This is a genomic window from Exiguobacterium sp. TDN 0502 (assembly GCF_050846835.1).
Classification (GTDB): Bacteria; Bacillota; Bacilli; order Exiguobacteriales; family Exiguobacteriaceae; genus Exiguobacterium_A.
Genome location: NZ_JBOZGJ010000003.1, coordinates 105,442 through 132,227, shown reverse-complemented (window position 1 = coordinate 132,227; position 26,786 = coordinate 105,442). Strand labels below are relative to the sequence as shown.

The 26,786-nt window shown below is 49.0% G+C and carries 30 protein-coding genes; 21 read left to right on the top strand and 9 right to left on the bottom strand.

Going from position 1 to position 26,786, the window contains the following annotated elements:
• The first annotated feature begins 5 nt into the window (after positions 1–5).
• Complete coding sequence (locus ACRPK8_RS05300; protein WP_432237256.1) at positions 6–320, top strand: hypothetical protein; 315 nt, start codon at positions 6–8, stop codon at positions 318–320.
• Positions 321–350: 30 nt separating this feature from the next.
• Here the strand turns inward: ACRPK8_RS05300 and ACRPK8_RS05295 are convergent, their stop codons facing one another.
• Both ACRPK8_RS05295 and ACRPK8_RS05290 read right to left on the bottom strand, forming a co-directional pair.
• The gene (locus ACRPK8_RS05295; RefSeq protein ID WP_432237255.1) at positions 351–2,267 is read right to left on the bottom strand and encodes a glycoside hydrolase family 3 N-terminal domain-containing protein; all 1,917 of its coding nucleotides are present in this window, start codon (positions 2,265–2,267) and stop codon (positions 351–353) included.
• Between the two features lie 198 nt (positions 2,268–2,465).
• Entirely contained in the window at positions 2,466–3,239 is a 774-nt protein-coding gene (locus ACRPK8_RS05290) for a sporulation protein (protein WP_432237254.1), read from the bottom strand.
• 110 nt (positions 3,240–3,349) lie between these two features.
• Between ACRPK8_RS05290 and ACRPK8_RS05285 the strand changes: the two genes are divergently transcribed.
• The 7 genes from ACRPK8_RS05285 (at position 3,350) to ACRPK8_RS05255 (ending at position 8,703) form a co-directional block, all read left to right on the top strand.
• Positions 3,350–4,534, top strand: a complete 1,185-nt coding sequence (locus tag ACRPK8_RS05285) for a class I SAM-dependent methyltransferase (protein WP_432237253.1) — start codon at positions 3,350–3,352, stop codon at positions 4,532–4,534.
• 30 nt (positions 4,535–4,564) lie between these two features.
• Positions 4,565–4,990 carry a BrxA/BrxB family bacilliredoxin gene (locus ACRPK8_RS05280; RefSeq protein WP_023467616.1) on the top strand — a complete coding sequence of 142 codons (426 nt, stop codon included), beginning with the start codon at positions 4,565–4,567 and terminating at the stop codon, positions 4,988–4,990.
• A 286-nt stretch (positions 4,991–5,276) separates the two neighbouring features.
• Entirely contained in the window at positions 5,277–6,050 is a 774-nt protein-coding gene (locus ACRPK8_RS05275; RefSeq protein ID WP_432237252.1) for a transporter substrate-binding domain-containing protein, read from the top strand.
• A 57-nt stretch (positions 6,051–6,107) separates the two neighbouring features.
• Complete coding sequence (locus tag ACRPK8_RS05270) at positions 6,108–6,767, top strand: amino acid ABC transporter permease (RefSeq protein WP_432237338.1); 660 nt, start codon at positions 6,108–6,110, stop codon at positions 6,765–6,767.
• Between the two features lie 13 nt (positions 6,768–6,780).
• Positions 6,781–7,503 carry an amino acid ABC transporter ATP-binding protein gene (locus ACRPK8_RS05265; RefSeq protein WP_041255311.1) on the top strand — a complete coding sequence of 241 codons (723 nt, stop codon included), beginning with the start codon at positions 6,781–6,783 and terminating at the stop codon, positions 7,501–7,503.
• Positions 7,504–7,567: 64 nt separating this feature from the next.
• The gene (locus ACRPK8_RS05260; protein WP_432237251.1) at positions 7,568–8,104 is read left to right on the top strand and encodes a GNAT family N-acetyltransferase; all 537 of its coding nucleotides are present in this window, start codon (positions 7,568–7,570) and stop codon (positions 8,102–8,104) included.
• Positions 8,086–8,703 (top strand): HD domain-containing protein, encoded by a 618-nt coding sequence (locus ACRPK8_RS05255; protein WP_432237250.1) that lies wholly within the window; start codon positions 8,086–8,088, stop codon positions 8,701–8,703. The genes ACRPK8_RS05260 and ACRPK8_RS05255 overlap by 19 nt, the downstream gene beginning before the upstream one ends.
• 45 nt (positions 8,704–8,748) lie before the next feature.
• On the opposite strand, the gene ACRPK8_RS05250 is transcribed toward ACRPK8_RS05255, so the two are convergent.
• From ACRPK8_RS05250 to ACRPK8_RS05235, 4 genes are all read right to left on the bottom strand, one after another.
• Positions 8,749–9,462, bottom strand: a complete 714-nt coding sequence (locus ACRPK8_RS05250; RefSeq protein ID WP_432237249.1) for a ZIP family metal transporter — start codon at positions 9,460–9,462, stop codon at positions 8,749–8,751.
• A 297-nt stretch (positions 9,463–9,759) separates the two neighbouring features.
• A complete protein-coding gene (gene fadH / locus ACRPK8_RS05245; RefSeq protein WP_432237248.1) occupies positions 9,760–10,524 on the bottom strand; it encodes a 2,4-dienoyl-CoA reductase in 765 nt (254 codons plus the stop codon).
• Positions 10,525–10,608: 84 nt separating this feature from the next.
• On the bottom strand, positions 10,609–11,544 hold the full coding sequence (locus ACRPK8_RS05240; protein WP_432237247.1) for a manganese-dependent inorganic pyrophosphatase: 936 nt from the start codon (positions 11,542–11,544) through the stop codon (positions 10,609–10,611).
• Between the two features lie 57 nt (positions 11,545–11,601).
• The gene (locus ACRPK8_RS05235; RefSeq protein WP_432237246.1) at positions 11,602–12,678 is read right to left on the bottom strand and encodes an N-acetylglucosaminidase; all 1,077 of its coding nucleotides are present in this window, start codon (positions 12,676–12,678) and stop codon (positions 11,602–11,604) included.
• Between the two features lie 86 nt (positions 12,679–12,764).
• On the opposite strand from ACRPK8_RS05235, the gene ACRPK8_RS05230 reads away from it, so the two are divergent.
• Entirely contained in the window at positions 12,765–13,718 is a 954-nt protein-coding gene (locus ACRPK8_RS05230) for an aromatic acid exporter family protein (RefSeq protein WP_432237245.1), read from the top strand.
• Positions 13,719–13,950: 232 nt separating this feature from the next.
• A complete protein-coding gene (locus tag ACRPK8_RS05225; RefSeq protein WP_432237244.1) occupies positions 13,951–15,075 on the top strand; it encodes a M20/M25/M40 family metallo-hydrolase in 1,125 nt (374 codons plus the stop codon).
• A 62-nt stretch (positions 15,076–15,137) separates the two neighbouring features.
• On the opposite strand, the gene ACRPK8_RS05220 is transcribed toward ACRPK8_RS05225, so the two are convergent.
• Positions 15,138–15,317: a hypothetical protein gene (locus ACRPK8_RS05220; RefSeq protein WP_023467629.1), complete on the bottom strand. Its 180-nt coding sequence runs from the start codon at positions 15,315–15,317 to the stop codon at positions 15,138–15,140.
• A 108-nt stretch (positions 15,318–15,425) separates the two neighbouring features.
• Between ACRPK8_RS05220 and rnz the strand changes: the two genes are divergently transcribed.
• From rnz to ACRPK8_RS05185, 7 genes are read left to right on the top strand one after another with little or no spacing between them, the layout of a single operon-like run.
• Positions 15,426–16,331 (top strand): ribonuclease Z, encoded by a 906-nt coding sequence (gene rnz / locus ACRPK8_RS05215; protein ID WP_432237243.1) that lies wholly within the window; start codon positions 15,426–15,428, stop codon positions 16,329–16,331.
• Between the two features lie 3 nt (positions 16,332–16,334).
• Entirely contained in the window at positions 16,335–17,231 is an 897-nt protein-coding gene (locus ACRPK8_RS05210; protein ID WP_432237242.1) for a hypothetical protein, read from the top strand.
• Entirely contained in the window at positions 17,228–17,632 is a 405-nt protein-coding gene (locus ACRPK8_RS05205; RefSeq protein ID WP_432237241.1) for a DUF4430 domain-containing protein, read from the top strand. Before ACRPK8_RS05210 ends, ACRPK8_RS05205 begins: the two co-directional genes overlap by 4 nt.
• Positions 17,610–18,329: a hypothetical protein gene (locus tag ACRPK8_RS05200; RefSeq protein ID WP_432237240.1), complete on the top strand. Its 720-nt coding sequence runs from the start codon at positions 17,610–17,612 to the stop codon at positions 18,327–18,329. The genes ACRPK8_RS05205 and ACRPK8_RS05200 overlap by 23 nt, the downstream gene beginning before the upstream one ends.
• Complete coding sequence (locus ACRPK8_RS05195) at positions 18,265–19,218, top strand: ATP-binding cassette domain-containing protein (RefSeq protein ID WP_432237239.1); 954 nt, start codon at positions 18,265–18,267, stop codon at positions 19,216–19,218. Before ACRPK8_RS05200 ends, ACRPK8_RS05195 begins: the two co-directional genes overlap by 65 nt.
• Positions 19,215–19,778: an ECF transporter S component gene (locus ACRPK8_RS05190; protein WP_432237238.1), complete on the top strand. Its 564-nt coding sequence runs from the start codon at positions 19,215–19,217 to the stop codon at positions 19,776–19,778. Before ACRPK8_RS05195 ends, ACRPK8_RS05190 begins: the two co-directional genes overlap by 4 nt.
• A 27-nt stretch (positions 19,779–19,805) precedes the next feature.
• Positions 19,806–20,177 carry a hypothetical protein gene (locus ACRPK8_RS05185; protein WP_432237237.1) on the top strand — a complete coding sequence of 124 codons (372 nt, stop codon included), beginning with the start codon at positions 19,806–19,808 and terminating at the stop codon, positions 20,175–20,177.
• 43 nt (positions 20,178–20,220) lie between these two features.
• On the opposite strand, the gene ACRPK8_RS05180 is transcribed toward ACRPK8_RS05185, so the two are convergent.
• The gene (locus tag ACRPK8_RS05180; protein ID WP_432237236.1) at positions 20,221–21,036 is read right to left on the bottom strand and encodes an SDR family NAD(P)-dependent oxidoreductase; all 816 of its coding nucleotides are present in this window, start codon (positions 21,034–21,036) and stop codon (positions 20,221–20,223) included.
• 145 nt (positions 21,037–21,181) lie between these two features.
• Between ACRPK8_RS05180 and ACRPK8_RS05175 the strand changes: the two genes are divergently transcribed.
• Positions 21,182–22,642 (top strand): MDR family MFS transporter, encoded by a 1,461-nt coding sequence (locus tag ACRPK8_RS05175; RefSeq protein WP_432237235.1) that lies wholly within the window; start codon positions 21,182–21,184, stop codon positions 22,640–22,642.
• A 46-nt stretch (positions 22,643–22,688) separates the two neighbouring features.
• On the opposite strand, the gene ACRPK8_RS05170 is transcribed toward ACRPK8_RS05175, so the two are convergent.
• A complete protein-coding gene (locus ACRPK8_RS05170; RefSeq protein WP_432237234.1) occupies positions 22,689–23,585 on the bottom strand; it encodes a DMT family transporter in 897 nt (298 codons plus the stop codon).
• 44 nt (positions 23,586–23,629) lie between these two features.
• On the opposite strand from ACRPK8_RS05170, the gene ACRPK8_RS05165 reads away from it, so the two are divergent.
• The 3 genes from ACRPK8_RS05165 (at position 23,630) to ACRPK8_RS05155 (ending at position 26,686) form a co-directional block, all read left to right on the top strand.
• Positions 23,630–25,747, top strand: a complete 2,118-nt coding sequence (locus ACRPK8_RS05165; RefSeq protein WP_432237233.1) for a DNA topoisomerase III — start codon at positions 23,630–23,632, stop codon at positions 25,745–25,747.
• Positions 25,747–26,163 carry a hypothetical protein gene (locus tag ACRPK8_RS05160; RefSeq protein ID WP_432237232.1) on the top strand — a complete coding sequence of 139 codons (417 nt, stop codon included), beginning with the start codon at positions 25,747–25,749 and terminating at the stop codon, positions 26,161–26,163. Before ACRPK8_RS05165 ends, ACRPK8_RS05160 begins: the two co-directional genes overlap by 1 nt.
• Before the next feature lie 76 nt (positions 26,164–26,239).
• The gene (locus ACRPK8_RS05155) at positions 26,240–26,686 is read left to right on the top strand and encodes a hypothetical protein (RefSeq protein ID WP_432237231.1); all 447 of its coding nucleotides are present in this window, start codon (positions 26,240–26,242) and stop codon (positions 26,684–26,686) included.
• Positions 26,687–26,786 lie beyond the last annotated feature (100 nt).

Sequence of the window (26,786 nt, the reverse complement as noted above, 5' to 3'; positions counted from 1 at the left end):
TAGGGATGGAAGTGGGAATCGTCGTCATTTTGCTGGTCATTATCGCGGCCTACGTCGTGCAACGAATGCTTGGAAAAGCAAACGTTCGATTTGCTGGATACATCATTCCCATATTGATGACGGTGTATGGCACATATGCTACGATTTGGAATTTGAAGGTAACGTTTCAGTTTGAATTCAGTAGCGGTAGCTTCATTTCAACAGTCATAATGATTGTCATCTATGGACTGCTGATCTACTCGCTTTATCGCGTCTACCAGCGTGCGAAAGAAGAAGCGGAATATCCGTATCAATCGTTAAAAGACCGAGGCATCCTTTAAAGGAGCTTCGGTCTTTTCTGTATCACGCCCTCATTTTTTCCAGTTTTTAAAGCCGTCCCCGAATTCGAGATGGAGTTGATCGGTGAAAAGTCCATTCTTAAAGACCGGTACATCAACGGGTAAGGTTCCTTGCGGCTGAAACGTTCCGAAGATTGCGCGGATACCCGCAGGCAGGTTCGGTCCGGCGGATTTCAGATTGCCTGCTTCAGAGTCCGGTCCGTTCGGATCCCCTTTAAAGCCATAGACGAGGACATGTGCCGGTGCATCGGGTTGAACGGCGACGTCGTATGGATTACGGAGGCTGAGCAAGACAGAGGGGGTATTCGTTTGGTTCGCATAGCGGAAGATTGAAGCCGGTATCGCTTGTTCCGGTGCGGTTGATAGCAGTTTAGCGCTCGTATTGACGTTTGAGCCGACGATGACATAGTCCGCAACATCGAGTTGCGCTCGAAGAGTTGGATTTTGTTCAAGTGGTCGTGTAGTAGCTGAGTAATTCGCTGTCGTCACGTGCCAGTTTCGATTCTTCGGTAGGGATGCGATCGTCTTTTTCATGCTATCCGTCTGATCCGTTGCCGGAGCGATCACCAGAACGTGTGCGTTCTTTTTCGGTTTGAACGGTAACGTCCGCTGATCATTTTTCACGAGCGTGACAGCAGCTTCCGTCATCGCGCGTTCTTTGGCTTTATGGTCAGGACTACCGACGACTTGTTTGGCTTGCGCGAGTTTATCGGCTAGCGATGTCGTATCCGTCGTACCGTTCCAAATCCCGCGCTCTGCTTTGAGCGTCAGAATCCGTTCGACCGATTGGTCGATCCGTTCTTCCGAGAGTCGACCGTCTTTGACCGCTGCAATCACGTCCTTGAAAATCCGGTCGAGTTTTGCGACATCCTGCTCGGAACGAAGAATCGTCGGCATGAGGGCGATGTCGACACCGGCATCAAACGTTTTTAAGACGGCTTCTGATTCTGTAAAGTTATCAGCGATCGCCTGCATGTTCAACGCGTCTGTGATGACGATGCCGTCATAGCCGAGTTTTTCGCGAAGCACACCCGTGATGACGTCATCCGACAACGTCGCGGGTAAAGGGAAGGTACCGTTTTTCGAGGTGACGACTTCGGATTCGATTTGCGGCATTCCGATATGGCCGGTCATGACCATATCGATGTCTTCAGCGATCGCTCGCTTGAAGGGAACGAGTTCGACTTGCTCCAGTTCCTGAAGAGAGCGATCAACGACCGGTAAGCCATAATGGGAATCGGTTGCGGTATCGCCGTGTCCGGGGAAGTGCTTGGCAGTCGCTGCGACACCTTCAGACTGAATTCCCTTCATTAGAGCGGAACCGAGTCTGCCAACGAGTGCGGGATCACTTGAGAACGAACGGACACCAATGACCGGATTCGCCGGATTACTGTTGACATCAAGTACCGGACCGAAGTTGACATTGATGCCGAGCGCATGCAGTTCGGAACCGATGATATGCCCTGCATCATTCGCATAAGTACTACTCCGGGTTGCACCTAACGCCATATTGCCGGGTAAGTTCGTACCCGTTCCGAGCCGAGTGACGATGCCGCCTTCTTGGTCGATCGTGACGAAGAGCGGAACATCATTGCTAGTATCCTGCTTGACGACTTCTTGCATATCATGAACGAGTTTCGTCGTCTGTTCGGTTTCACTAACATTTTCAGCAAACAAGATGACGCCGCCTAAGTCATAACGGTCGATGATGTTTGCGACTTCTGGGGCAAGGGACGTATGATTACGTCCATTCCACTGCCGAAAGTCAGGCATGATCATCTGACCGATTTTTTGCTCGAGTGTCATCGCGTCAATCTTTTGATTGATCCGCTCTGCTGATGATTCTGTTGCTGCCATGACAGGCAAACTGCTTGAGACGAGTACTGCTGCAAGTCCGGCTGTTACCGTGAACCGTCGGATTTGTTTCATCGTATACATCCTCCTCTAATTGAACCATGACTGGAAATCCTTTTCGATACGGACAGTATAGCAAGGGGATTATTCTAAAACAATATTTTATTTGAAAACGATTACAAATTAAAATAAATTTCAGAAACTATCTATCGAATTACACAAAAAAGTGACTCCCCTGAAGAGGAATCACTTTCACGTAACACAATCGATTGATCAGCTATAGCGTTCGACGATGTTCGTCAACTGCCGTTCAACGAATGACTGATCTTGCAGTTCGCTATTGGATAGATGTAGCTGGATCATCGATTCATCGGCTCCGGCCATTTCACTGAACAGTGATCCAAGACTATGCGCACGACGGTCGACTTGGACGATTAAATCGATTCCGGAACGGTCTTGCAACATGATGATCTCAATCTCATCCAGTTTGTGAGCGTAGTGTGTATTGCGAGCTGAATACTCAAGTTCCTGGGCAATCGGTAAATCTTTACGGAACCGCCCGGGCAATTTTTCCGTATCGGCTTTTTTCAGACGGAAACCGAGGGATTCCATCGCATTCAAGACCGTCGTTTGGTAACGGTTTGCTTCAACGATGACAGCGTCCCGGTCTGACGGGTCAACGGCTTGTGCGATATCAAGACCCGTCTCGATCCATGATTTCGATTGGCTGACGGAAAGCGGTGTATTCAACGGAACACGTAATGTAAAAGGAATCTCGCGTTCGACGCCCGCTTCGATCGTGAACTTTGCTTCATTTAAAGCAAACCGGTCGAGCGTGAAGGTCGTGAACGTCGTGCTATCATTGACTTCTTGTTTGTACTGCGTGTTGAATGCTAGATAAATTCGATCAATTTCTTGATCGACGTTTCCGCCCTTGATATGGACGATACCGTGAATCTGACCGCCTGGTTCACAGCGGTCATCCGTCAAGCGTGTATCGACCGTAGCGGCACCGATTCCGATTTGTGAGAGAATTTTTTTGAACATGATGAATTCCTCCTTTTAATTACGTACGAATCATGAAGCGTGTAAACTTGTCGAACGGGAACGAATTTGCTACAGTTTCGAAAGAACATCAGAAAAGGACGGGACGACTAGTGGAACTACATGAATTAAATGCGAGCCTTGCCTCGCGTATCACGCAAGGAACACTGATCCATGCAACGATGAGTAATCCGCGTCAAAAATCAAATGATCTCCGGCGAATCAAAGTAAAACCGATTCTATTAAGAGATACGGTGATGATACAGGTTGAGTTTCAATTTGAACGCGTCATGAAGCATGAAAATATTTCGACCGAGGATTTCATCGGTCGTCTTAGTGACTGGTTTACGGAATTTCGGCAATTTCTTTTCCGCTTTGAAGAGGAAGAGTGGCAATTCCAGCTTTCGAAAAAGATGAAGGTTGCGATCAAGACATCAAAAAAAGAGCCGATGAAAGCTCTCTTGTCGCACGACCGGAAAAAAACCTATCTATTAGAAGACGGTGTACCGGTTCCGTTCTTGATCCGTCTTGGCGTCATGACGGAAGCGGGGCAGGTCAAAAAGCAGAAGTACGATAAGTTTAAGCAGATTAACCGGTTCCTTGAATTCGTCGAGGACAGCATCGCTGCCTTACCGAAAGGAAAAAAACTGCGGATCCTGGACTTTGGCTGCGGGAAGTCGTATTTGACGTTCGCTCTCTATCATTATTTGAAGGTCGTGAAAGGATTCGACCTTGAAGTGACGGGGCTAGATTTAAAGAAGGAAGTCATCGAAGAATGTACACAAATTGCACGTGATTTGGATTATACGGATCTGACCTTCCGCGTCGGAGACGTTCATGATTACACCGGTGAGACGGAAGTCGACCTGATGGTGACACTTCACGCTTGTGATGTCGCGACAGATGTTGCCCTCGCGCGAGCTGTCGACTGGAATGCATCGGTCATTCTGAGCGTACCGTGCTGCCAAAAGGAATTGAACCGTCAACTCGATTGTTCGCCGCTTGACGTCATGTTGCAACATGGATTGATCAAAGAGAAGTTTGCCTCACTCGCGACAGACTCGATTCGTGCCGAGTTACTGACACTCGTCGGGTATGAAGCGCAGTTGCTCGAATTCATCGATCTCGAGCATACACCGAAAAACGTCCTGATCCGGGCATACAAACAAAACAAACGACCGACGGAAGAGAAAATCGACCGCTACATCGCGTTCCGTGATCTGTTGCACGCGCGACCGTTTTTAGAAACTGAATTAAGCGGCAGACTTGGACAGATTTCACCGAAACTCGTACAATAAGAAGGAGAACGAATCAAAGGAGGCAATACGATGGATTTCCAAATGTATTTTGAAGATGTCGTCCAAACAGCCCGCAAAGAAGCGCAAGCTGCTGGATTTGAAGAATTAACGACGCCAGAGAGCGTGGATGAAGCAATGAAACGCGAAGGGCTAACACTTGTCCTTGTCAACTCAGTGTGTGGATGTGCCGGCGGGATCGCCCGTCCTGCTGCAGCGTATGTTAACCGGAAAGAGGGCATCAAGCCGGATCATTTCGTTACAGTATTCGCTGGACAAGATCGCGAAGCGACAGACCGTGCACGTGAGTACTTCGAAGGTTATCCACCTTCATCTCCATCATTCGCACTCATGCAGGATGGGAACATTCTCTCGATGGTCGAGCGGTTCGATATCGAATCGTTCACGGCAGAAGAAGTCGTCGAGAAACTCGAATCATTGATTGAAATTTACGCATAAGCGAGAAAGACTCCTGAAGAGGGGTCTTTTTTTGTGGTTTTATGAGATTAGCATAATAAAAATAAAAATTGAAAACGTTTGCAAAAGTGTATAAAAAGTCACTTATGCATGATTTATGAATAGAAAGTCAAAATAATTTATATATTTATGCTTTACAGTGAATAAATATTCGTATATCCTAAAAGCAATAGAACAGGTCAGGCTTTTCGGTATTGAATTGGACATACACATAAGCCATACTATTGTTAAAGTTCTGACAATTGAGCGTTGGAAGGGGAAAACTCGAATGAAAAAATTATTAGCAACGGCAATGGCAGGCATTCTGGCAGTCTCGATGGCAGCATGTGGGGCGTCGGAAGAATCAACAGGTGGATCAAGTAACAGCGATAAAGTATTGACGATGGGAACGTCAGCGGACTACTTCCCATTTGAGTACATCGATACGAAAAAAGGAGAGGATATCGTCGGTTTCGACGTTGCCATCGCCAAGGAAGTCACGAAAAATCTTGGGTATGACCTGAAAATCGAAGACATGGAGTTCGGTAGCTTACTCGGCGCCCTCAGCTCAGGTCGTGTCGATTTCGTCATGGCAGGGATGACACCAACGGAAGAACGGAAGAAAAACGCCGACTTCACGGATATCTACTTCGAATCGAAAAACTTAGTCATGACAAAAGATACAGCCATCAGTTCGGAAGACGAACTCAAAGGTAAAAAAATCGGTGTCCAACTTGGTTCAATCCAGGAAGGTCTCGCAAAAGACCGTTACAAGGATAGCGAAACGGTTCCATTGAACAAGATTCCAGAAATCATTCAAGAATTGAATACAGGACGAATCGATGCCCTCATCATCGAGGACGCGGTTGCTGTGAAGTACATGGATCAGGATGCATCCCTTAAAACGTACCAGATTGAAGAGGATGGTCCAGCAGGATCAGCGATCGCCTTCAAAAAAGGGGATAAGATGCGTGACGATTTCAACAAGGAACTGAAGAAGATGATCGACAGTGGGGAAATCGATAAATTAGCGGAAGAATGGTTCCAAAAAGAAGCAAAATAAGTCAAGTGCATGGGGGTGGGGGTAACCTCATCCCTTTTGTGCGACGTTAGGAGATTGATTATGATAGACTTTACAAAGATTCAAGATTCAATTCCATACATTCTCGAGGGGATTCCGGTCCTCTTCCAAGTCGTCATCGTCGCGGCGATTGCCGGGATGTTGATCGGGATCGTCGTCGCGGCACTGAAGATTACGAAGAATCGCTTCATCCGCTTCATCGGTCATGCCTATACGGCCATCTTCCGGGGGACACCGCTGATTTTGCAACTCGCAATCGTCCACTTCGGTTTACCGCAGTTGACAGGGTATGTCACGACAGGATACCAGTCGGCAATCATCGCCTTCTCGTTAAACTCCGGAGCCTATATCTCGGAAATCATCCGCGCGGGAATTCAAGCCGTTGATCGTGGTCAATGGGAAGCGGCAGATGCACTCGGTATTTCGTATTTCAAACAACTGCGCTCGATTATTTTACCGCAAGCCTTCAAAAACATTCTTCCGGCAATCATGAACGAATTGATTACGCTGACGAAGGAGTCGGCGCTTGTTTCGACGGTTGGTGTACTTGACGTCATGCGCCGGGCACAAATCGTCGGTGGAGAAAAAGCGATTTATTTCGAACCGTTGTTATTTGCCGGATTCGTTTATTTCGTTCTCGTCATGGGATTGAGCTTGATAGGCCAACAAGTCGAAAAAGCTATGAGAAAGAGTGGGTAATCAGATGGAACCTATGATCCAAGTCACCGATTTGCATAAGCAGTTCGGAAAATTAGAAGTATTAAAAGGTATCTCGACGACGGTGACGCGCGGAGAAGTCGTCGCTGTCATCGGACCGTCGGGATCCGGTAAATCAACGTTTCTACGGTGTATCAACTTACTGGAACAACCAACGAGTGGAACGATCATCGTCGATGGTTTCGAATTGACGAAACCAAAGGCGAACATCTCAAAAGCACGTCAGAACATCGGGATGGTCTTCCAGCAGTTCAACTTGTTCCCGCATAAGTCTGTCCTCGATAACCTGACGTATGCACCCATCAACGTCCTCGGCATCTCAAAGGATGAGGCGGTCAAACGGGCGGAAACGTTACTTGAGCGTGTCGGTCTGGCTGAAAAACGCGATAACTATCCGAACCAGTTGTCCGGTGGACAAAAACAACGGGTCGCGATCGCACGCGCCCTTGCGATGGAGCCGAACGTCATGTTGTTCGATGAACCAACGTCAGCGCTTGACCCGGAGATGGTCAACGAGGTACTTGACGTCATGAAACAGCTGGCTGAGAGTGGGATGACGATGGTCATCGTCACACACGAGATGGGCTTCGCTAAAGAAGTCGCCGATCGTGTCCTCTTCCTCGATGAAGGGATTCTGATGGAAGAAGGTTCACCGGTCGAACTCTTCGACAATCCGAAGACGGACCGAGCGAAAAAATTCCTCGAAAAAGTCTTATGATCACAGTACGCTAACTCTGAAAAAGGGTTAGCGTTTTTCGGTTTTTAGTAGAGGGGGGATAAGAATGAAAAAACTGCTTGAAGGTCATCATACTCGTTTGACGCGCTTTCAATCGGAAGATACTGAAGTGATGCAACGATTGCTTGACGACGCAACGTTTGCCCGTCACTTCAGTGCGACACCATTCCGTCATTTGTCGACGGACAAAATTGAAAAGATGATGGCGACGGATGCACCGGAGACGTTCCGGTTCGCAATTCGTAATTTTGAAGATGAGCGGATGATCGGCGTCGTTGCACTCGAAGATATACTGTACACACACGGCACGGCCTGGCTGATGATCGGAATCGATCCGGATTGTGAAGGACAAGGATATGCGACGGATGCCATAGCGACACTGCTTGAGTATGCCTTTTTAGAGTTGAATCTGTACCGGATTCAATTGACGGTCTTTGCGTATAATACACGTGCGATTGAATTATATGAACGACTTGGTTTCGTCGAGGAGGGAAGATACCGTGCTTTTTTACGTCGGGACGGAAAGCGGCATGACATGTTACTGTATGGATTACTCGAGCCGGAATGGAGGGAACGACGATGATTCAAGAAACGGAAATCTTCGTCCGGTCGTTTCATGCGACGGACTTTTCAGGTCATGACTACGCCCACATCGAGCGGGTGCGTCGTTTAGCGTTACATATTGCAAGACAGGAAGGCGGTGACACCCGGATCATCGAACTCGCTGCCTTGCTTCATGACGTCGCAGATAGCAAACTCGGAGGAACGACAGAGACGGTCGCAACCTTCTTACAAGGAAAGGTGACGGAGGAAGAACAGGAACAGATAGTAGACATCATCGCGAGCCTGTCCTATAAAGACGGTACACGCCCACCGATGCAGACGATCGAAGGGCAAGTCGTCCAGGATGCCGACCGCCTCGATGCGATCGGGGCAATCGGGATTGCCCGGACGTTTCAGTTCGCCGGTCGGTTCGGGGAGCCGATGCATGTACCTGGACTCGCACCACGAGCGCCCGGTGACCGGACGGGGGAGACGAGTGCCTTGAATCATTTTGAAGAGAAGCTATTTCGACTCAAAGATTTAATGAATACGAATACTGCTCGCGAAATCGCTGAAGAACGGCACCGTTACATGCTCGAGTTCGTTGCACGCTTTAGACAGGAGTGGGAAGGTGTTTAAACAAACAGCCCGGAAGAACAACAACGTTCGACCGGGCTGTTTCTGTTAACTTAAGATGATCGCTGTAATCAGACCGAGTGCTGCGAACAGACCAACGATCGAACCGCCTTCTTCGTGAGCTTCCGGCATCATCGTCGAAGCGAGCATTGCGATGATGCCACCGCTTGCAAAGCCGCCGATCATCGCGAATTGCATATCAGGTAACTCAGCTAGAATCGAATAGCCGGCGAGTGAAGCGAGAGCGGAAATCAGCCAAACGATTCCCCACATCAGGAGGACCTTCTTCTTCGAGAAGCCGTCCTTGCGTAACCCTGTCGTACTCGAAAGTCCTTCCGGAATGTTACTGACGAAAATCGCCGCGACGAGTGCCGCGCTGACATTTCCCGATAACAGACTGGCACCGATCATGATGGATTCAGGAATCGCATCGAGAATCGTTCCGAAGAAAATCGCTGTTCCCGTTCCTTCATTCCCGCCGGACGAGCGTTTCCGTTTACTCGCACCGCGGGAAGAAACATAGAGATCAAAACCGGTAAAGACGAGTGCCCCGACGATAAAGGAAATCGCGACGACAAGCGTCGTTGATTTTTTTAAAGCTTCGTCTAACAACTCGAATGTTGCTGCACCGATCAGAATTCCGGTTCCAAACGACATGATATACCCGATCAGCCGTTGTTTTAAGGGTAAGTACAATCCAAATAAAGCACCGATGACAACGGCACCACCTGCTAGCGCTCCCCAACCGAACGCACCCCACATACAATCGCCTCCTTCTTGTCCTTTCTACCTGTTCTAGATAATTCATAAACATAGTGAATAGAAAGAAAAATAGTTCGAGACGAATGTAAGGGGCTGACTCAAAAAAAGAATGCCGCGTCTTTTCATGCCCTTTCCTCAGGCGAGACACAAGCTGGTTTTCTGCTTCATTCAAGCAGGGAAGCGGATCTTGTTCGTCTCTGACAGCGCAAAAATGCGCTTTTTCCTTTAGGAGTGGCGTAAAACGCGTCATTCTTATCTTTATGGAAACTGACTTCTTAAGTCATTGAACCTCAATCATCAGAACGGTTGTTTATTTAACCAATGTCCACCGTCAAGAGCGATACATTCTCCGTTTAAATAACGCGCTTGATCCGATACCATCCACGCAGCAAGCGTCGCAATCTCTTCAGGTGTACCGAATCGGCCGAGTGGTACATTACGACGAATCCGCTCCGCGTGTTCCGGTGAGAGGGCTAGTTTATCAGCGCCGCCGGTCCGTTCGATCGGACCGGGACTGATTGCGTTGACTCGTGCCTGGTACTTGTAGCCCCATTCGACCGCAAGCGTCCGTGTCAGGTTCAGGACACCGGCTTTCGCAGCCGCACTCGGCGCGACTCCGGCACCTGCCTGCCACGCATATGATGCGACGATGTTGACGATCTGTCCGCCAACGACCTGGTCTTCTTGCCAGCCTTTGACAAGGGCGTGACAGCAGTTGAACGTACCGTTGAGGACGATATCGATGACCGTCTTCCAGCCATTCGGGGATAACTCATCCGTCGGGCAGATGAAGTTGCCGGCGGCATTGTTGATCAAAGCCTCAAGCCGTCCGAACTGTTCGCGTGCTTGGTTGACAGCAGCGAGACAAGCATCTGCGTCCCGGACATCCATCTGGATCGTCAAATGGTCCCCTTGAATCTGACCTAATGCTTCATCCATGAGTTGCAGACGTTCCGCATCGCGTCCCGTAACGACGACATTCCAGCCGGCTTCTTTCAAAGTGAGCGCCATCGCTTTCCCCATTCCGTTCGTTCCACCCGTCACCATGATGGTGTGTGTCATAATGAATCCTCCTTTATGTAATGAATGAACAGCCATTCATATTCTTTATTCAAAAAAGAAGGAGCGAACTCCTTCTTTTTTGATTTATTTCGTTGCGAGTGCCGTATCCGTCAAAACAGGAACGACTTGTTTTTTACGCGAGACGACACCTTCGAGGTAGACGAGGTTGTTCGTCGCTTCCAGTTCGTAGGCACGTTCGACAAGGTTCGCTTCCTGACCGAGAACGAGGGCGACCGAGTTGTTCGTCAAGATATCCGTAACGATGAAGACGAACAGATCCAGTTCTTTTTCAAGAATGACTTCGTTGATTGCTGTTTCGAGTTCTTCTTGACGAAGCAAGACTTCCGCCGTATCGACCGTGTTGACTTGAGCGATTTCGACTTTGAGTGTTCCCATCGTGAACTCTTTCGCGTCAAGCGAAATCAATTCAGGCACGGATTTCTTCGAGAGATCAGCACCAGCTTTAAGCATTTCAAGACCATAGACGTTCGCATCGACACCGGCGATTTCTGCAAGTTCACGGGCGGCGATGATGTCCTGCTCCGTGCAAGTCGGCGATTTGAACAGAAGTGAGTCAGAAATGATCGCTGATAACATCAAACCAGCGATTTCTGGTTTGATCGCAACACCATGTTCCTTATAGAGCTTGTTGAGGATTGTTGCTGTACAGCCGACTGGTTCTGCCCGGTAGTAAACAGGATCTGATGTCTCAAAGTTTGCGATCCGGTGATGGTCGATGACTTCTGTTACGGTAACGGCATCGATATCGTTCGCACTTTGTTGACGTTCGTTGTGGTCGACTAAGATGACGTGTGACGCTTCCGTCGCAACTTCTGTCACTAAACGTGGAGCTGTCGCTTTGAACGTATCGAGTGCGAATAACGTTTCGTCGTTCATTTCACCAAGGCGGATTGCTTCGGCATTGACACCGAGTGCTTTCTTTAATTCCGCATAAGCGATTGCCGATGTGATCGTATCGGTATCAGGATTTTTGTGACCGAAAACTAAAACTTTTTCCATGACGTGTTCACTCCTCAATGATTGTTGTCTCGCCCTATAGTGTATCATATCTCCGTTTTAGAAGGCGTTCATTTTCACTAGGATACCGGCGATTTTTTCGCTCCAGAACGGGTCGGACGCGTAAAAGACGTTCATCCCTTTTTGTTTGTTTCCGAGGTAGGCACCCCGGTAATACCGACCGTCCCGATTGAGATAGTCATTTGCGATGAAGCGGCCGGTCTGCTGAATCGAGTCCGTCAAGGATGTATAGACGGTCGCATCTTCTCCGGGGGCGGAATCCGTCGCATTGACGCCAAACAGATTGTTTTTCTCACGGGCAATCTCTGACCGTCCATAATCGGATTCATGGATGGCATGTGCGAGCAGGTAGGCAGCATTGACGCGGTATTTTTTTTCAACGGACTTAAAGACTTTTCCTTTACCAATCAAGGGGCTATCTGGAGCCTGACCCTTGATGAAGGCATCGAGCTGTTTGGCACTGAGACGCGTCGGTTTCGTCAAGTCGCGTGTCAGCGTCTTTGATTCGACATAAGCATTCGTCCGGGAAGTCGTCTTATTTGCTTCACCGGCGACGATCAATCCACCGAGCCCGCCGTCCGCGACGATGTAATGAAGGAGGCGGTCTCCTTTCGTCTGGTAATAGGATGCGTTCGAGACACGTTCTGCTGGAAACGGACGTAACCGGTCTGACGGCACATAACCGGTCACACCGGCAATGCTGACCCGGCTCGTCTCGTTCCCGAAATCGAGCAGCTGGACACGCGTGCCGGAAGCGACGTAGGTGAGTCGTTTCTTTAAGTCAGCATCACGATGGATCGAAAGAATACCGCGATCATCGACGATGCCGGTGCCTTTTCCACCGAGATAGACGTAGCGGTCATCCGATGAGCGTTTGACAGCACCGCGTGTTCCGGCATAGTCCTTTGCTTCCGCAAACGTCTGAAAATCCTGTTCAGTAATATCCCCGTCATCATAGCGTTCGGTCGTGTACGGTGCCGGCGGTGTTAAGACAGTCTTCGGTTCCTCCCGTAGCCAAAAGAACAGGAGGACACCAACTAAAAAGAAAAACAGTAATCCTTTTATCGACCCGGTCCGTCGTACAGGACGACCGGGTCGGATCGTGCGTGTCGTCAACGAAAATCACGTCCTTTAAAAAAGCGATGGACATTCACGTCCAACGTAGGTAGTCTAACAAAGAAAAACATCAGGGGGTGACATACGTGCAAATTGGTTACCGGACACTGAAAACGGCTGTCGCAGCTGCTGTTGCCATGTGGGTCGCCGAGTGGCTAAAACTCGATTATTACGTCTTCGCCGCCATCATCGCCATCTTAAGCATCCAGTCGACGCGCAAGAAGACATTCCGTTCTTCTTACGAGCGGATCATGGCATCGTTTCTTGCCATCATCCTCGGTTTTATTCTGTTTGAGGTCATCGGGTACCGACCGGTGACACTGTTGATCTATTTCATTTTATTTCTTCCGGCAGTGCAACGCCTCCGACTTCAGGACGGTTTCATCACGAGTGTCGTCATTCTGACACATTTATATACGGAACGACAGCTCAATGTCCATATTCTATTGAACGAGTCCTTATTACTTGGAATCGGTGTCGGTATCGGGATGCTTGTCAACATGTATATGCCGAGTCTTGATTTGTTGATTGACGACCGACGAGAAAAGATCGATCAACGGATTGCTGCCTTATTCTTCGAGGTCGCCGCTGCGATCGAGACAGGGCGGGTCAATCACCATGCGTTGACGCTAGATGAGACGGAACGTCTGCTACGTGAAGGAAAGGATGCCGCCTTAAAACGGATGGGAAACGCGATCGGTCGCCGTAATGATGACGAGGATTATGCGTATTTCCGGATGCGGGAGCAACAATTCGAGCTCTTACGCGGGATTGTCCATCATGCCGAAGAACTCGTCCTCGTCGTCGAGGAAGGAAAAAAAGTCGCCGGCTTCTTTCGGACGATTGGCGACAATGTCCGACCAGAAGCCGACGCAAGGGTGTACATTTCAGAACTAGAATTATTGCTGGCACAATTTCGGGCCTCTGCCTTACCCGTCACCCGGGAGGAGTTCGAGGTCCGTTCCGCCTTACTGCACATGTTGCAGGAAGCAGAACAGTATCTACGCCTTAAACAACGGTTCGTCAATCAAAAGAAATAGAACATCGTCGAAGCGAACGTACCGAGCAAGAAAATCGCCAGGATTCCGATTGTCGTCCATTTGATGATGCGTTGTTGTTTTGATGGTTTTGCCATGCTGTCATGCACTCCTCTCTTGAATTCAACTGATTATTGCCATTGTACAAACAACCTTTCAGAAGTGCAAACGTCTGTCGGGATGGTATACTGATAAAGCGCTAGTGGATTCATCAATATAAGAGGAGGGTTTTGACATGGTTAATGAACAACGCGTATTGGATACGTTTTTAGAACTCGTTCAAATCGATTCCGAATCAAAAGAAGAGGCACGGATTTGTGCTCACTTGAAAAAAACGTTCGAGGATCTCGGATGTGACGTGTTTGAGGATGACGCTTCGTCTAAGACGGAACATAAAGGAAATAACTTGATCGTTACGCTCCCTGCGACACAAGAAGGTGTCGATAAAATTTATTTCACTTCCCATATGGATACAGTGTTCCCGGGTCAAGGCATCAAACCGATCATCGAGGACGGCTACGTCAAAACGGACGGAACAACGATTCTTGGAGCGGATGATAAAACAGGTCTCGCCTCTATCATTGAACTCGTTCATGTACTCAATGAGACGAAACAGCCGCACGGTCAAATTCAGTTCGTCATCACAGTCGGTGAAGAATCTGGACTCGTCGGGGCGATGGTCCTCGATTCATCAAAAATCGATGCGGATTACGGTTTTGCACTCGATTCAGACGGGAAAGTCGGAGACATCATCACGGCTGCTCCGACACAAGCAAAAGTCAATGCGAAGATTTTCGGGAAAACAGCACATGCCGGTGTCGCACCGGAAAAAGGTGTCTCAGCAATTACGATTGCGTCAAAAGCAATCGCGAAGATGCCACTCGGTCGAATCGATGAAGAGACGACGGCGAACATCGGCCGATTCAGCGGTGGTGGCCCGTCGACGAACATCGTTTGCGATTACGTCGAAATCTTCGCGGAAGCACGGTCACTCGTTGCTCCGAAGATGGAGGCACAGACGGAGAAGATGAAAGCGGCGTTCGAAGAAGCGGCAGCGGAACTCGGTGGTCGTGCCGAAGTTGAAGTCAAAGTCATGTACCCGGGCTTCAAGTTCGAGGACGGGGATCAAGTCGTCGAAGTCGCAAAAGCAGCGATCACACAACTTGGACGCACGCCACGCCTCTTGCATTCGGGTGGTGGATCGGATGCCAACGTCATCGCTGGTTTTGGTATCCCAACGGTCAACTTGGCTGTCGGATATGAAGATATCCACACGACGAATGAGAAGATGCCAATCGAAGAACTCGTCAAAACAGCGGAACTTTGCGTGACGCTAGTCGATTACATCACGAACAAATAAGCTGGTAAAACACAAAAAAGAGTGTACCGCAACATTGCGGTACACTCTTTATCATTGTACGATTAAACTACTTGAGGACGATCCACATATTCCATAGACTCTAGAACGAGTTCTTCCGTACATAATAAGGTCGAAGCGATTTCATCGATTTGAATCGACTTTCCGTATTTTTGCCGATAACTCTCGTTCAGTTTGCGGGCTTCCCGGACGATGCGGGCATAAGTCCGTTCAATCTTAGTCATGGAAAAAACCACCTTCCAAATCTGAATAGGTACAGTTTACCATGCTTCATCAGACGAAAGGTGTATTTTGTGTATAAAAAATGCTAATTTTACGAAAAGGGGAAAAAGATGGAATTTTATTTTTTAGGGACAGGAGCCGGTATGCCGTCGAAACAACGGAACGTCACATCGATTGCCTTGTTACACCCCAAGATGACATGGTTGTTCGATTGCGGGGAGGCAACGCAGCATCAAATCCTGCATAGTCCGATCAAACCGCGGAAAGTCAATGCGATTTTCATCACCCATTTACACGGAGATCATATCTTTGGTCTGCCCGGTTTCATCAGTACACGGGCAGCATTAGAGGGGACAACCCCCTTGACGATATACGGACCGCCAGGAATCCGAGAGTGGATCGAAGCGACGTTGCGCGTCACGGGAACGTATTTACGGTATACACTCCGGATCATTGAAGTTGAGGACGGTCATACGTATGAACAGGACGGTTTTCTGATTACTGCGCGCCTGCTCGAACACCGGTTTTTGGCGTTCGGATACCGGCTTGAAGGACCGCAGGAGCGGGGCGCTTTACGCGTTGATGCCCTGAAAGCACTCGGTGTACCGTCTGGTCCGCTCTATCGCCGGATCACACAGGAAGAGACGTTCGAGTTCGATGGTACGGTCTATGCATCGTCCGACTTTTTAGAAGCACCGAAATCAGGTGTCAAGCTGGCTGTCCTCGGCGACACGATGCCATGTGAAGCATCGGTGACGCTTGCACACGGTGTCGATGTACTAGTCCATGAAGCTACCTTTGCAGACCGAGAAGTTGAACATGCCGGACGTTTCGGTCACTCGACAGCCCGACAAGCAGCTGAAATCGCTCGAGCGGCAGAGGCGAAAACGTTACTCCTGACACATGTATCGGCACGATATGTCGAACAGGAAGATTTGCTTGAGCAAGAAGCACGGGAAGTTTTTCCGAACAGTCACCTGATGCATGACCACCGGGTCGTTCCGGTCAAAGGATAGACGATGGATTTTCTCATATTGTGGGCGCTGTTCTTACTCGCTGCGAGTGGATTAGCATTTTTGCTCGAGCGGCGGACCGAAAAAGAAACATATTTGTACATGAAGTTCATATTCTATGCCTGCCTCGGTGCTGTATCCTTTCCGGTCTATGATATTCAGTTGCCGCTTGGGATCATCGTGTTCCTGATCGTCTTGCACCCGAAGAAGAACTCCCGTTATAAACGGTACATGGCGTTGTTCGGATTTTTATTTTTCCTGTTCCAACTGTTTCTCGGTCCCTTTGATGCAGGTGTGTTGCGGGAAGAAACCCAACAGATTGGCCGCGTAGCAATCACAGATGATTCGTTCGACAGCTTTCTTGCACAAATCGAGCGGCGCGTCGGTGAGGATGGTCTTCGGTTAGAGCAAAGTCAGTTGATGTTCGATCAGGGAGGTAATCTTCGGAACGCGTCGTTTGAGATGCTTGTCCAAACGCCAAAACGATTCATCCGCTATGATGTCAGCTATCAGGAACTGACAGGGGCGATTTCCTATCGGCCACGTGAAGAGTTGGCGACGAAATCATTGACATCGTATTATCAAAAGTTGATTGATGCCAGCCAATCATTTGAAACATTGCGGAAAGTGTCGATGCATGAGATTCTGCACGATTCCAAAACTCCGTATATCGAGATGGATCTTGACGGGCTTTATGAAACGTTCAGTCTGCAGGATGCAACGGTCTTTTTGATTGATGACGAAGGGAAGCTGATTCCCTATGTCAATACAGGGGATGATGTCTTAGCGAATGCGATTCGATTGACGTATTTGCGTTCTGATGGTCAATCCTTACGCGATAAAACCATTCTGCTATACAATTACAGCTTTGAGACATCAAGGCGAAAAGGAGTCGTACGATGAAAAAATGGCTATTTGCGGCAAGTATCGTGTTACTTGCCGGTTGCGCGGAAGCAAAAGAGGAAAACCAAACAGCGTCTTGTGAGGCGGAAGTCAAGGTATCGGTCGTCGATCACGTCATGGATAAGACGTTGTTTAATAAAGACGTATGCTTGAACGAAAAAGATACAGCACTGGATGCCCTGGAAGATACAACGCTCGATGTCGTCAAAACAGGTAAAGGTGAGATGGCATACGTAACGGCAGTCGATGGGATCCGTGAGAAATCGGCTGGAGCAGGTAGTGGCTGGGTCTTCGGGGTCAACGGCAAACCAGGCGAAGTCGGTGCCGGAAGTTTTGAACTGAAAAAAGGAGATCGTCTCGAATGGCGATTTGAAAAAGATGCAATGGCTTATTTTGAGTAAACCAGATCGGGAGCGACTTCACCCAGTGAACGTCGCTCTCTTTTTCATCGGTATGTTGACGATTCCGTTCGTCCTCACACATGATCAATCAGTGATCGTCGTCTATCATCTGCTCTTGTTCTTATTCGTTCAGGAACGAATGGTGTTTCGTTATTTAGTCCTTCCAGCTCTTTATGCGGTCATGATGTGTATACCGCTTCTTTATGGGGCAAGTATCGACACAGTAGCAATTTACGAAACGACAATCCGCGTAACGTTATTCGTCACCTCGAGTCAATGGATTTTTACGTTGGTTCGACTCGATCAGATGGGACCATTGTTTCGTTTCTTACCTCGATTGACACGATTGACGGGGATGGTGCTGGCGTTGATTCCGTCTTTCTTACGAACTTGGCCGGAAGTCAAGATGAGTCATCCGAAAGCGTCGCTTGCCGTTCGACTGGAGCGGATGGCCGCCTATCATATCCTACCAATTGAAGCGGCGCCGTCTCGCTTACGATCGGTTACGAGACGTGATGTTCAGACCGGAGTACTGCTGACAACGGGACTGATGCTTTGTTTCACACCATGGTCCATCATTTCGGCGCTGTTGCTGCCAATATCATTATTATTTACAAAAGGAGGAATCCGGGATGCCTATCATGTATACCGACACAAATCGCGAAGCGCGGCTACATCAACAGGCGAGCGAACATGAACAACCCGTCTTGACACCGGAGCGCTTGCTTCATGGACGTGTCCGGGATCTTCTGGCGACGGGTTCCTTGTTTCGGGCAGGAGAACTCGCGACCTTGCTTGGACTAGAAGCTTTTTTCGAAGCAGAGTCGAGTGAACTCTCATCCGGAGAACAACAGCTCGTCGGACTCGGTCATGCGTTGTCTTCGTCACCAAAGGCCTTGTTCTTGTCGGAACCGTTTCTCTTTCTTGATCATGTGAGGCGAAAGCGATTGATGGGATTGCTTGAAGAAATCGAACGACGGTTTGATTGTCAGATCCATTGCTCGATGACGATACAATCCGACTTGGCGATTACGAGTCGCGCTACTGAACTGACAGGTCGTGTCCTGAATCGGATCGAAAACGTCCAACACCGTTATCCGTTACAGACACGCTATGCACTCGTGACAGAAAAATTGTCGTTTCATCAAGGTGAACGCATTGCGATCATCGGTGCGAATGGTAGTGGGAAGTCGACACTACTTCGACTCGCACTCGGTGTCGAGCGACCGCTATACGGAAAAGTCCGTCGATCGGGGGAGACGCATTATGTACCAGCGCATCCGATGCTTGCGCCATTAGACGATCGAAGCGGTAGTTTTACGACGCAAAAAAAACGTCTCTTGGACGATATCGATTGGAGTAAAGACAGCTATTACTTTGATGAACCGACGGCTGGTCTTGATGACAGCGCACGAATGGCTTTCGTCGCATCGTGGAAGCAGAATCCGGCGAATCTGATTGTCATGGCGACGCATGATCCAGTTCTCATTCGGGCAGCACAGCGGATCATATATCTCGTGCACGGAGAAGTTGCTTTTGATGGACCGACGAAGGATTTTTTACAAGAAAGTCGGTTGTTCGTATGATCGTCGCAACGGTTCTAATCGTCTGTCTGTTTTTAGTCATGTTTGAGAGACTCCAGATGACGGATCAGCGATTACGATTCATCGCCATCATTACGGCGGCGGCAATTGTCGGACGGTTGTTGTTTTCTGGTTTGCCGAATATTCAGCCGGCAACGGCACTTGTCTTATTAGTAGCCGTCTTCGTCCATCCGATCGTCGGGGCCATTTCTGGGATGCTTGTCGTCGTGTTGACGAGCTTGTTTCTCGGAAGCGGTCCGTTCGTACTCTTTCAAGCGCTGGCGTATGCAACGATTGCCAGTCTAGGAATCGTTCCGTTTCTTCGTTACCGGATCGTATTGACTGGATATGGATTTCTAGCTGGTTTCTTATACGGATGGGTAAGTAATCTCGGTTTCTTAGTGTTGACAGATTTCTCGTGGCAGGCCTTTTTGACACTGCTTGTAACCGGGGGGACATTTGATATGCTTCACGGATTCAGTAACGCGATCTTCATTTGGATATTGTTTCCGATTTTTTTGCGAATTTTGCATTCATTCGATGAAAAGAAGGGTACAGAATAGTAACATACCGAACAGGAGGGAAGGCATATGCTGGGATCATCGATTTCGCTTGCTTATGTCGTCATGTTGCTCATCGTCTCGAGTGTTGGCTTAGTGTTTGGCAGTATCTTGTTGATGAAAGGTACGATTAGAGGACGTTACGCTGCTTGTTACTTACTTGCTGCCGCCATTTTCCCGAGTGCTATGCTGATTACCTCTTCACAAGGATTACTATGGCAACATTTACGGTTCGAGAGCTCCTGGTTCCTTGCGATCGTCTCCTGGTTACTCGTCTTATCGACGGGCTATATCGTCTCGATCACGGGTGCGCTCGTCATTCGTTATCTGTATCGCTATACGACGACCTTTGATCGCTTCAAACGTTATGCAACGCGGCGTTTTCGTCATTACGAGGCATAAATATAAAAACGGAAGAACCAGCTATCTGGTCCTTCCGTTTTTTTCATGAATTCGCGTACAGGAGTTCTTCTTCTGTCGACGATTCTTGCTGACGAGCAGGATCTTGAATTCGACCTGTCACTTCTGTCAGGAGACGGCGTGGCAAGAGACGGGACAAAGAAACCATGGCGCGGTTGCCCGCACCTGGCACGACGACGCGGCGTCCTTTGAGCATACCACGGTACCCGGCGAAGGCGACGAGGTGTGACGGCATACTCTTGAACGGCAGGGTGATGTTCGCCCGGTTGAAGAAGTTCGTATCAGTTGGTCCCGGGCAGAGGCAGCTCACGCTGACGCCAGAGCCATCGACTTCCGTTGCAAGTGCTTCGGAGAACGAGAGGACATAGGCTTTTGTCGCATAGTAGACACTCATGTAAGGTCCTGGCATGAAGGCAGCGACCGACGCGACATTCAAGATGCGTCCAAAGCCACGCTCAACCATTCCCGGTAAAAGACGTTTCGTCAAATCCGTCAAGGCGACGACGTTGACCTGGATCGAGTTGATGTCTTCTGTTGGATCAATTTCCGCAAAGCGTCCCGACGTGGCGAAGCCAGCATTATTGAACAATAGATCAACTGTCAATTCTTGTTCCTCTAAGTACTGCACGAGACGATCAACGCTGTCGCTTAGTGATAAATCAGCAGCGAATACATAGACCTTGATCTGATAGCGTTTTTCAAGGACCTGTTGCAGTTCCTTGAGTTTCTTTTCATTGCGGGCAACGAGGACACAATCGAAACCGTCTCGCGCTGCAAGGACAGCGAGATCGAGTCCGATTCCACCCGATGCACCGGTAATCAGTGCCGTTTTTCGTAACATAGGACATTCCTCCATTCGAAATCGTGAATCTGAGTCTAGTGTATACCATTCCATACCGTTCCCGCGAATCCTGTTTCGTAAGCATTTACTTTTCTTATCACTGGTCCAACCAGTATGATAGAACAGTAGAGGGGAAGTGGAACAAATGAGGAAAAAAGTAACCGTCGCGCTGTTGCTCGCGACGTTTTTAGCCGCGATCGAGGGGACAATCGTCGCAACGGCCACACCTGTCATGGCGAGTGAATTGAACGGGGCAAAATTAGTCAGTTGGATTTTTGCCGGCTTCTTGTTGTTCATGGCTGTCTCGACACCGATTTACGGCAAGATGGCCGATTTATATGGACGAAAACGTGTCCTGTTATTCGGAATTGGTGTCTTCACAGTAGCATCACTAGCGTGTGGACTTGCTCAATCGATGGAGATGTTAATCGTCTTCCGTGCCGTTCAAGGGATCGGGGCAGGAGCCGTGTTGCCGATCGCGATGACGATCATCGGTGATTTGTATACATATGAGGAACGCGGGAAAATCCAAGGCATTCTCAGTGCCGTCTGGGGGATTTCGGGTGTCGCCGGACCACTTGTCGGTGGATTCCTCGTCGAATCGCTTTCGTGGCGCTACATCTTCTTATTGAACGTACCGTTTGCCTTATTGTCGTTTTTCATGATCGTCGTGTACTACAAAGAGACGGTCCATGAAACGGAGCGGAAAATCGACTACCGGGGTGCTTTACTGTTTGCGCTTGGGATGAGCGCGTTTTTGTACGGTTTATTATCAGGCAGTGAATCGGAGACATTCCTACGCCCGATCATCCTAGCCAGCTTTTTCATCAGTTTCGTTTTACTGTTTACGTTTTATCGGGTCGAGAAAAAGGCGAGTGATCCACTCTTGCCGCCAGCAGTCATTCGCCATCCGGTCATTCTTGTGATTAACTTGGCCGTTTTCTTTTCGGCGTGGGTGCTTGTCTCGATGTCGGCATATATTCCGATCTTTGCCCAGGGGGTACTCGGCAAGAGTCCGACCGAAGCTGGGTTCATGTTGATGCCACTGTCGCTCTTTTGGACGCTGACGGCAATCATCGGGGGACGCACGATTGGTGTCGCTTCACCCCGGTACCGGACGATGACCGGGATGGGATTGCTGATCGTCGGAACGACGATTTTATCGTTGATTACGCGCGAGTCGAGTGATGTCTTTATTTATCTTGCTGTTTCACTAATCGGAATTGGCTTTGGTCTTTCGCAACCGGTCTTCATGGTTGTGCTCCAGACGTCCGTCGATTGGTCCCTTCGTGGATCGGCAACAGCCGTTAACTCATTCCTGAGTACGACGGGACAAACGCTTGGTGTGGCGATCTTCGGTACGATTTTCAACCTATCCATCCTTCGTTCGTTTGCAGCGTCGGACACGCTCTCAGGGTACGCGATTGATCCATTCTTCCAATCAAGTACGGCAAAAACGTTCGGACAAGACGTGCAGTATGCGGCAGAAATCGCATTGTCGCAAGGGTTGCGTTACGTCTTCATCGGTGGAATCATTTGTGCTGTTCTCGCGTTCGCGATGACATGGCGTTTACCGAAAGTTCGACCTGACGATCCACGATCGTAATGAAAAAGCGAACCAGGATGATGATCATCTTGGTTCGCTTTTGTTATTAGGAAGAGTGACCGCTCGCACTCTCACGCTGGGCGAGCTGTTCACGGATGTCACGTTCATTGCGTCGGAGGAACAAGCCGATTCCGATCAACAGTAAAGCGGCACCGGTGATTTGAATCCATGTTAGCTTCTCGTCAAACAGATAGTATCCGAAAATCATCCCCCAGACTGCCTCACCGAGAATCGTGATGCTGACGATGCTGGCACTGACACGCGCGAGCGCCCAGTTGAACAAGTTGTGACCGAGCAGCGTCGGGAAGACCGCCAGAAGAATATACAGCCACCAATCCTGTTGAAACGCAGCGACGAGATTCGCCGATTGAATCAATGATAACAAGAGCAAGACAAGTGACGCGACGGCATAGACACCAAACGAATAAAGGTTCGTTGAGACACTCGTCCGGACGTGTTGACCGAGTAACCAGTAACCAGCGACGAGAATCGTTGCCAGTAAAGCTAGACCGTCCCCAATCAAGGCGCGCATGCCGACAGCGATATCCCCGTAAGCGACGAGACCACCACCGAACAAGGCGACGGCAACGAACAGGAGTGCTTTGCGCGACGGGTGTTGTTTGAAAAACAACGCGTTACCGGCAAGGACAAAAATCGGACTCGCGGTCACGAAGAGCGTCGAGCTCGCAACTGTCGTATAATCAAGAGAGAGGAACCACAGCCAAAAATGTCCGGCGAGCAAAATGCCACTTAACAGCATATGCCGGATCGTTGACGAACTGAGTTGCAACAGTTCCTTCAATCGAATGAGCGGGAGCAACAACAAGGTCGAGAACAACATGCGGTAAAAGGCGACAGCCTCGACCGGGGTCTCCGCCCACTTGACGAAGATTGCCGATGTTGAAATAAAGAATAAAGCCATGAATAACGTAAAATAGGGCATGGGTACCTCCACATGTCTGAAGTAAGGAAATGAGGGTGAAACGTGTGCAATTGATCATTGCTGAAAAACCAAAACAAGCTGAAAAGCTGGCAGCCCCGTATCCGTCTGTGAAACGAGATGGCTACATCGAAATCAAGCCGTGTGACCGGTTTCCGCAAGGCGCAAAACTCGCCTACGCGGTCGGACACTTATGCGAACTGCAGGAGCCGGCGCATTATGACGCCAAATGGAAACGATGGAACTACGATCATCTGCCGATCATTCCGGAACGATTTGATTACCGACTGGCAAAGGGCAAGAGTAAACCGTATCAAGTCATCAAAAAATTATTAAACGAACGGACGACGACTTCCATCATTATAGCATCGGATGCCGAGCGAGAGGGAGAGGCAATCGTACGGTTGATTTTACGGCTTGCGAACAACGCAAAACCACTGCAGCGACTTTGGATTTCCAGTCTGACGCCGCAAGCCGTTGACCATGGGTTTGCGAACCTGCTCGATGGTAAGGAAACGGAGAACATTTTTCACGAGGCAATGAGTCGCGCTTGCGCCGATTGGTTGATCGGGATGAATGCGTCACGTGCCTATACGACGTTACTGAAGAAGAAGGGCATCGCCGATGTCTTTTCCCTCGGACGGGTCCAGACACCGACGCTTGCACTGATTGTCGAACGGGAAAAACAAATCGAGAATTTCCGACCGGAGACGTACTACGAAGTCGAGGCGGATTTTACGCGATACAAAGGAAAATACATCAATGCGAAGAAACAGACGAAGCTGAGTGACCGGGACCAGGCACAAGCGATCGTGGATCGGACAAAAGGAACCGGAGTCGTCGCATCAATCGAGAAAAAGCGGCAGACGGAACGACCACCGTTTTGGTTCAGTTTGTCACTCTTACAAACAGAAGCGAGCCGACGGTTTGGTCTCGGTGCAAAAGAGACGCTCGATATTGCGCAAAAACTCTATATCCGTGGTTGGATCAGTTATCCGCGAACGGACTCGTCCTTCGTGACGAAAGAGGAGGCTGGACAGTTCCCGGTCATTCTTGATCGGTTACTGAAGCAAGCGGAATATAGTCCAATCAAGGATGTCCTGACGAACAATCCAGCTAACGATAAGCGCTACGTCAATCCGGCGAAGGTCAGTGACCACTATGCGATCATTCCAACAGAAGAAGCGGGTGCCGTTGCGAAGCTCTCCGGACGAGATGCGCAAGTCTACGATTTGATCGTTCGCCGTTTTCTTGCTGCCTTTGCGCCGGACGCTGTCTCGGAGAAGACGGAAATCGTGACGACGCGTGAGATGGACCGTTTTTTGACACGCGGCAGTCGGACGATTGATCCGGGCTTTAAACAGGTCTTACAAATCGAGTCAAAGGAAGTCGAATTACCAGCCGTCGAACAAGGACAGGAGATGCCGATCAAAGGCTGTCGTCTGCTTGAGAAACAAACGGAGCCGCCGAAGCGCTATACGGAAGGAACACTTATCCTCGGTATGAAAACAGCCGGTAAATTACTCGAAGATGACCTACAGGCGATCATGAAGGAAGTCGAGGGACTCGGGACGGAAGCGACCCGTGCCGGGATCATCGACGGACTAAAACGGCGGGAGTACATCAAACTCGTCAAAAAAGAGATTCATCCGACGCCAAAAGGTCGGATCTTGATCGATGCCGTGACGGGAAGTATTCTTGCTTCGCCAGAGATGACAGCGAAGTGGGAAAGCCGTCTCGAGCAAATCGGCAAAGGGGAAGCATCTGCTGCCCAGTTCATCGAACAGGCAAAAAAATTATCAGAGCATCTCGTCGTTGATGCCAAACAACGAATCGAACAACTCGCTGTTGATCCGACGCAAGTCAAAAGCAAGTCTCCGCGCGGTGCAACGAATCGTCCGGTCGGTCCGTGCCCACTGTGTCAATCAGCGGTGCTTGATCGAGGGAAATTCTATGGCTGCAGTGGCTATCAGAAGAACAACTGTGGCTTTACGTTACCGAAAACGATCCTTGGTGCCAAATTGACACAAACGGAAGTCAAAAAAGTACTCGCAGGTCAAAAAACAAAGCCACTTGAGATGAAGAAGAATGCGCGTCAGTTCAAGGCGATGCTCTATCTCGAACGCGATCAATTAAAATTCGAATTCACGAAAGGGGAAGACTGATGCAATACGAACTGATTCAAAATCAAACGTTTCGTCCTGTCTTTGAACGACTGTTACAGGAAGGACGCCGCTTGACGGTCTGGTTTCCGGATCACATCGAAGTACAGTCGGCAGAAGGACTCGTCGAAGAAGCAGAAGAACTGTTTGGTGTGACAGCGGAAGTGATCGATGATCCACAATCATTCGGGAAACATATTTTGCTGCCGTATTTGACGGAAGTCGAGCACCGGGAGGACGGCTTCATCCGCTATGAAGCTGAGTTGACGGAAGAGTTACGCCATCTCGTGCGTGAATTGACATTGCCGATGCTGACAGAGGGTGATTTCGAGGTGCTGTATTCATATCAAATCGAGACGGAGACGGAACGGTTCTTCGTTGAAGACTGGTTCCAAGCGGAATTACAAAAAATTACCTAACGAGGTGAAACTTTCTTCAGCAGGATGACGTAATATGAGATAGCGTTATCATCCTATTCATGTTGGAGGGTTCATCATGTCCACACTAGCATTCATGGAAAGCGAATTAGGAGGCGACGGCTTCTTCTCGGGTATGCCGGTTTTCATGGTCGGCTTTTTTGTTCTTATCATCGGATTCATTCTATTTGCAGTCATCTCTGGCGTTTCAAAAGGAATTTCGACGAATTCAATGACGCAACAACTGCGCGAGCATGCGGCGCGTCTCGTCAGTCCAACGGAATCAGATGCACAGGACTACGTCGCTTACTTAGAAACGTTAACTAGTTTTCCGGTCGAAAAGACGAATCTCGAACCGTTACGGATTGCAACGGGTATTTTAAGGCTCATTCAGGGAGCAGATCAGATTTCCGAAACGACTGAAAAACAAGTCGTCGCCCAGTACTTACGACTTGGTATCTTGGATGCCGATCATTTAGCGGACGAACAGCCGGTCCATCGTCATAGTCATCACCACCATCATTGAAAAAGAGTCCGATTGGGGCTCTTTTTTTGTTGGAAACGATCAATCGTGATATCTAATTGTCATATACAACGATTTAGATTAAAGTTGTATGAATTTGAAA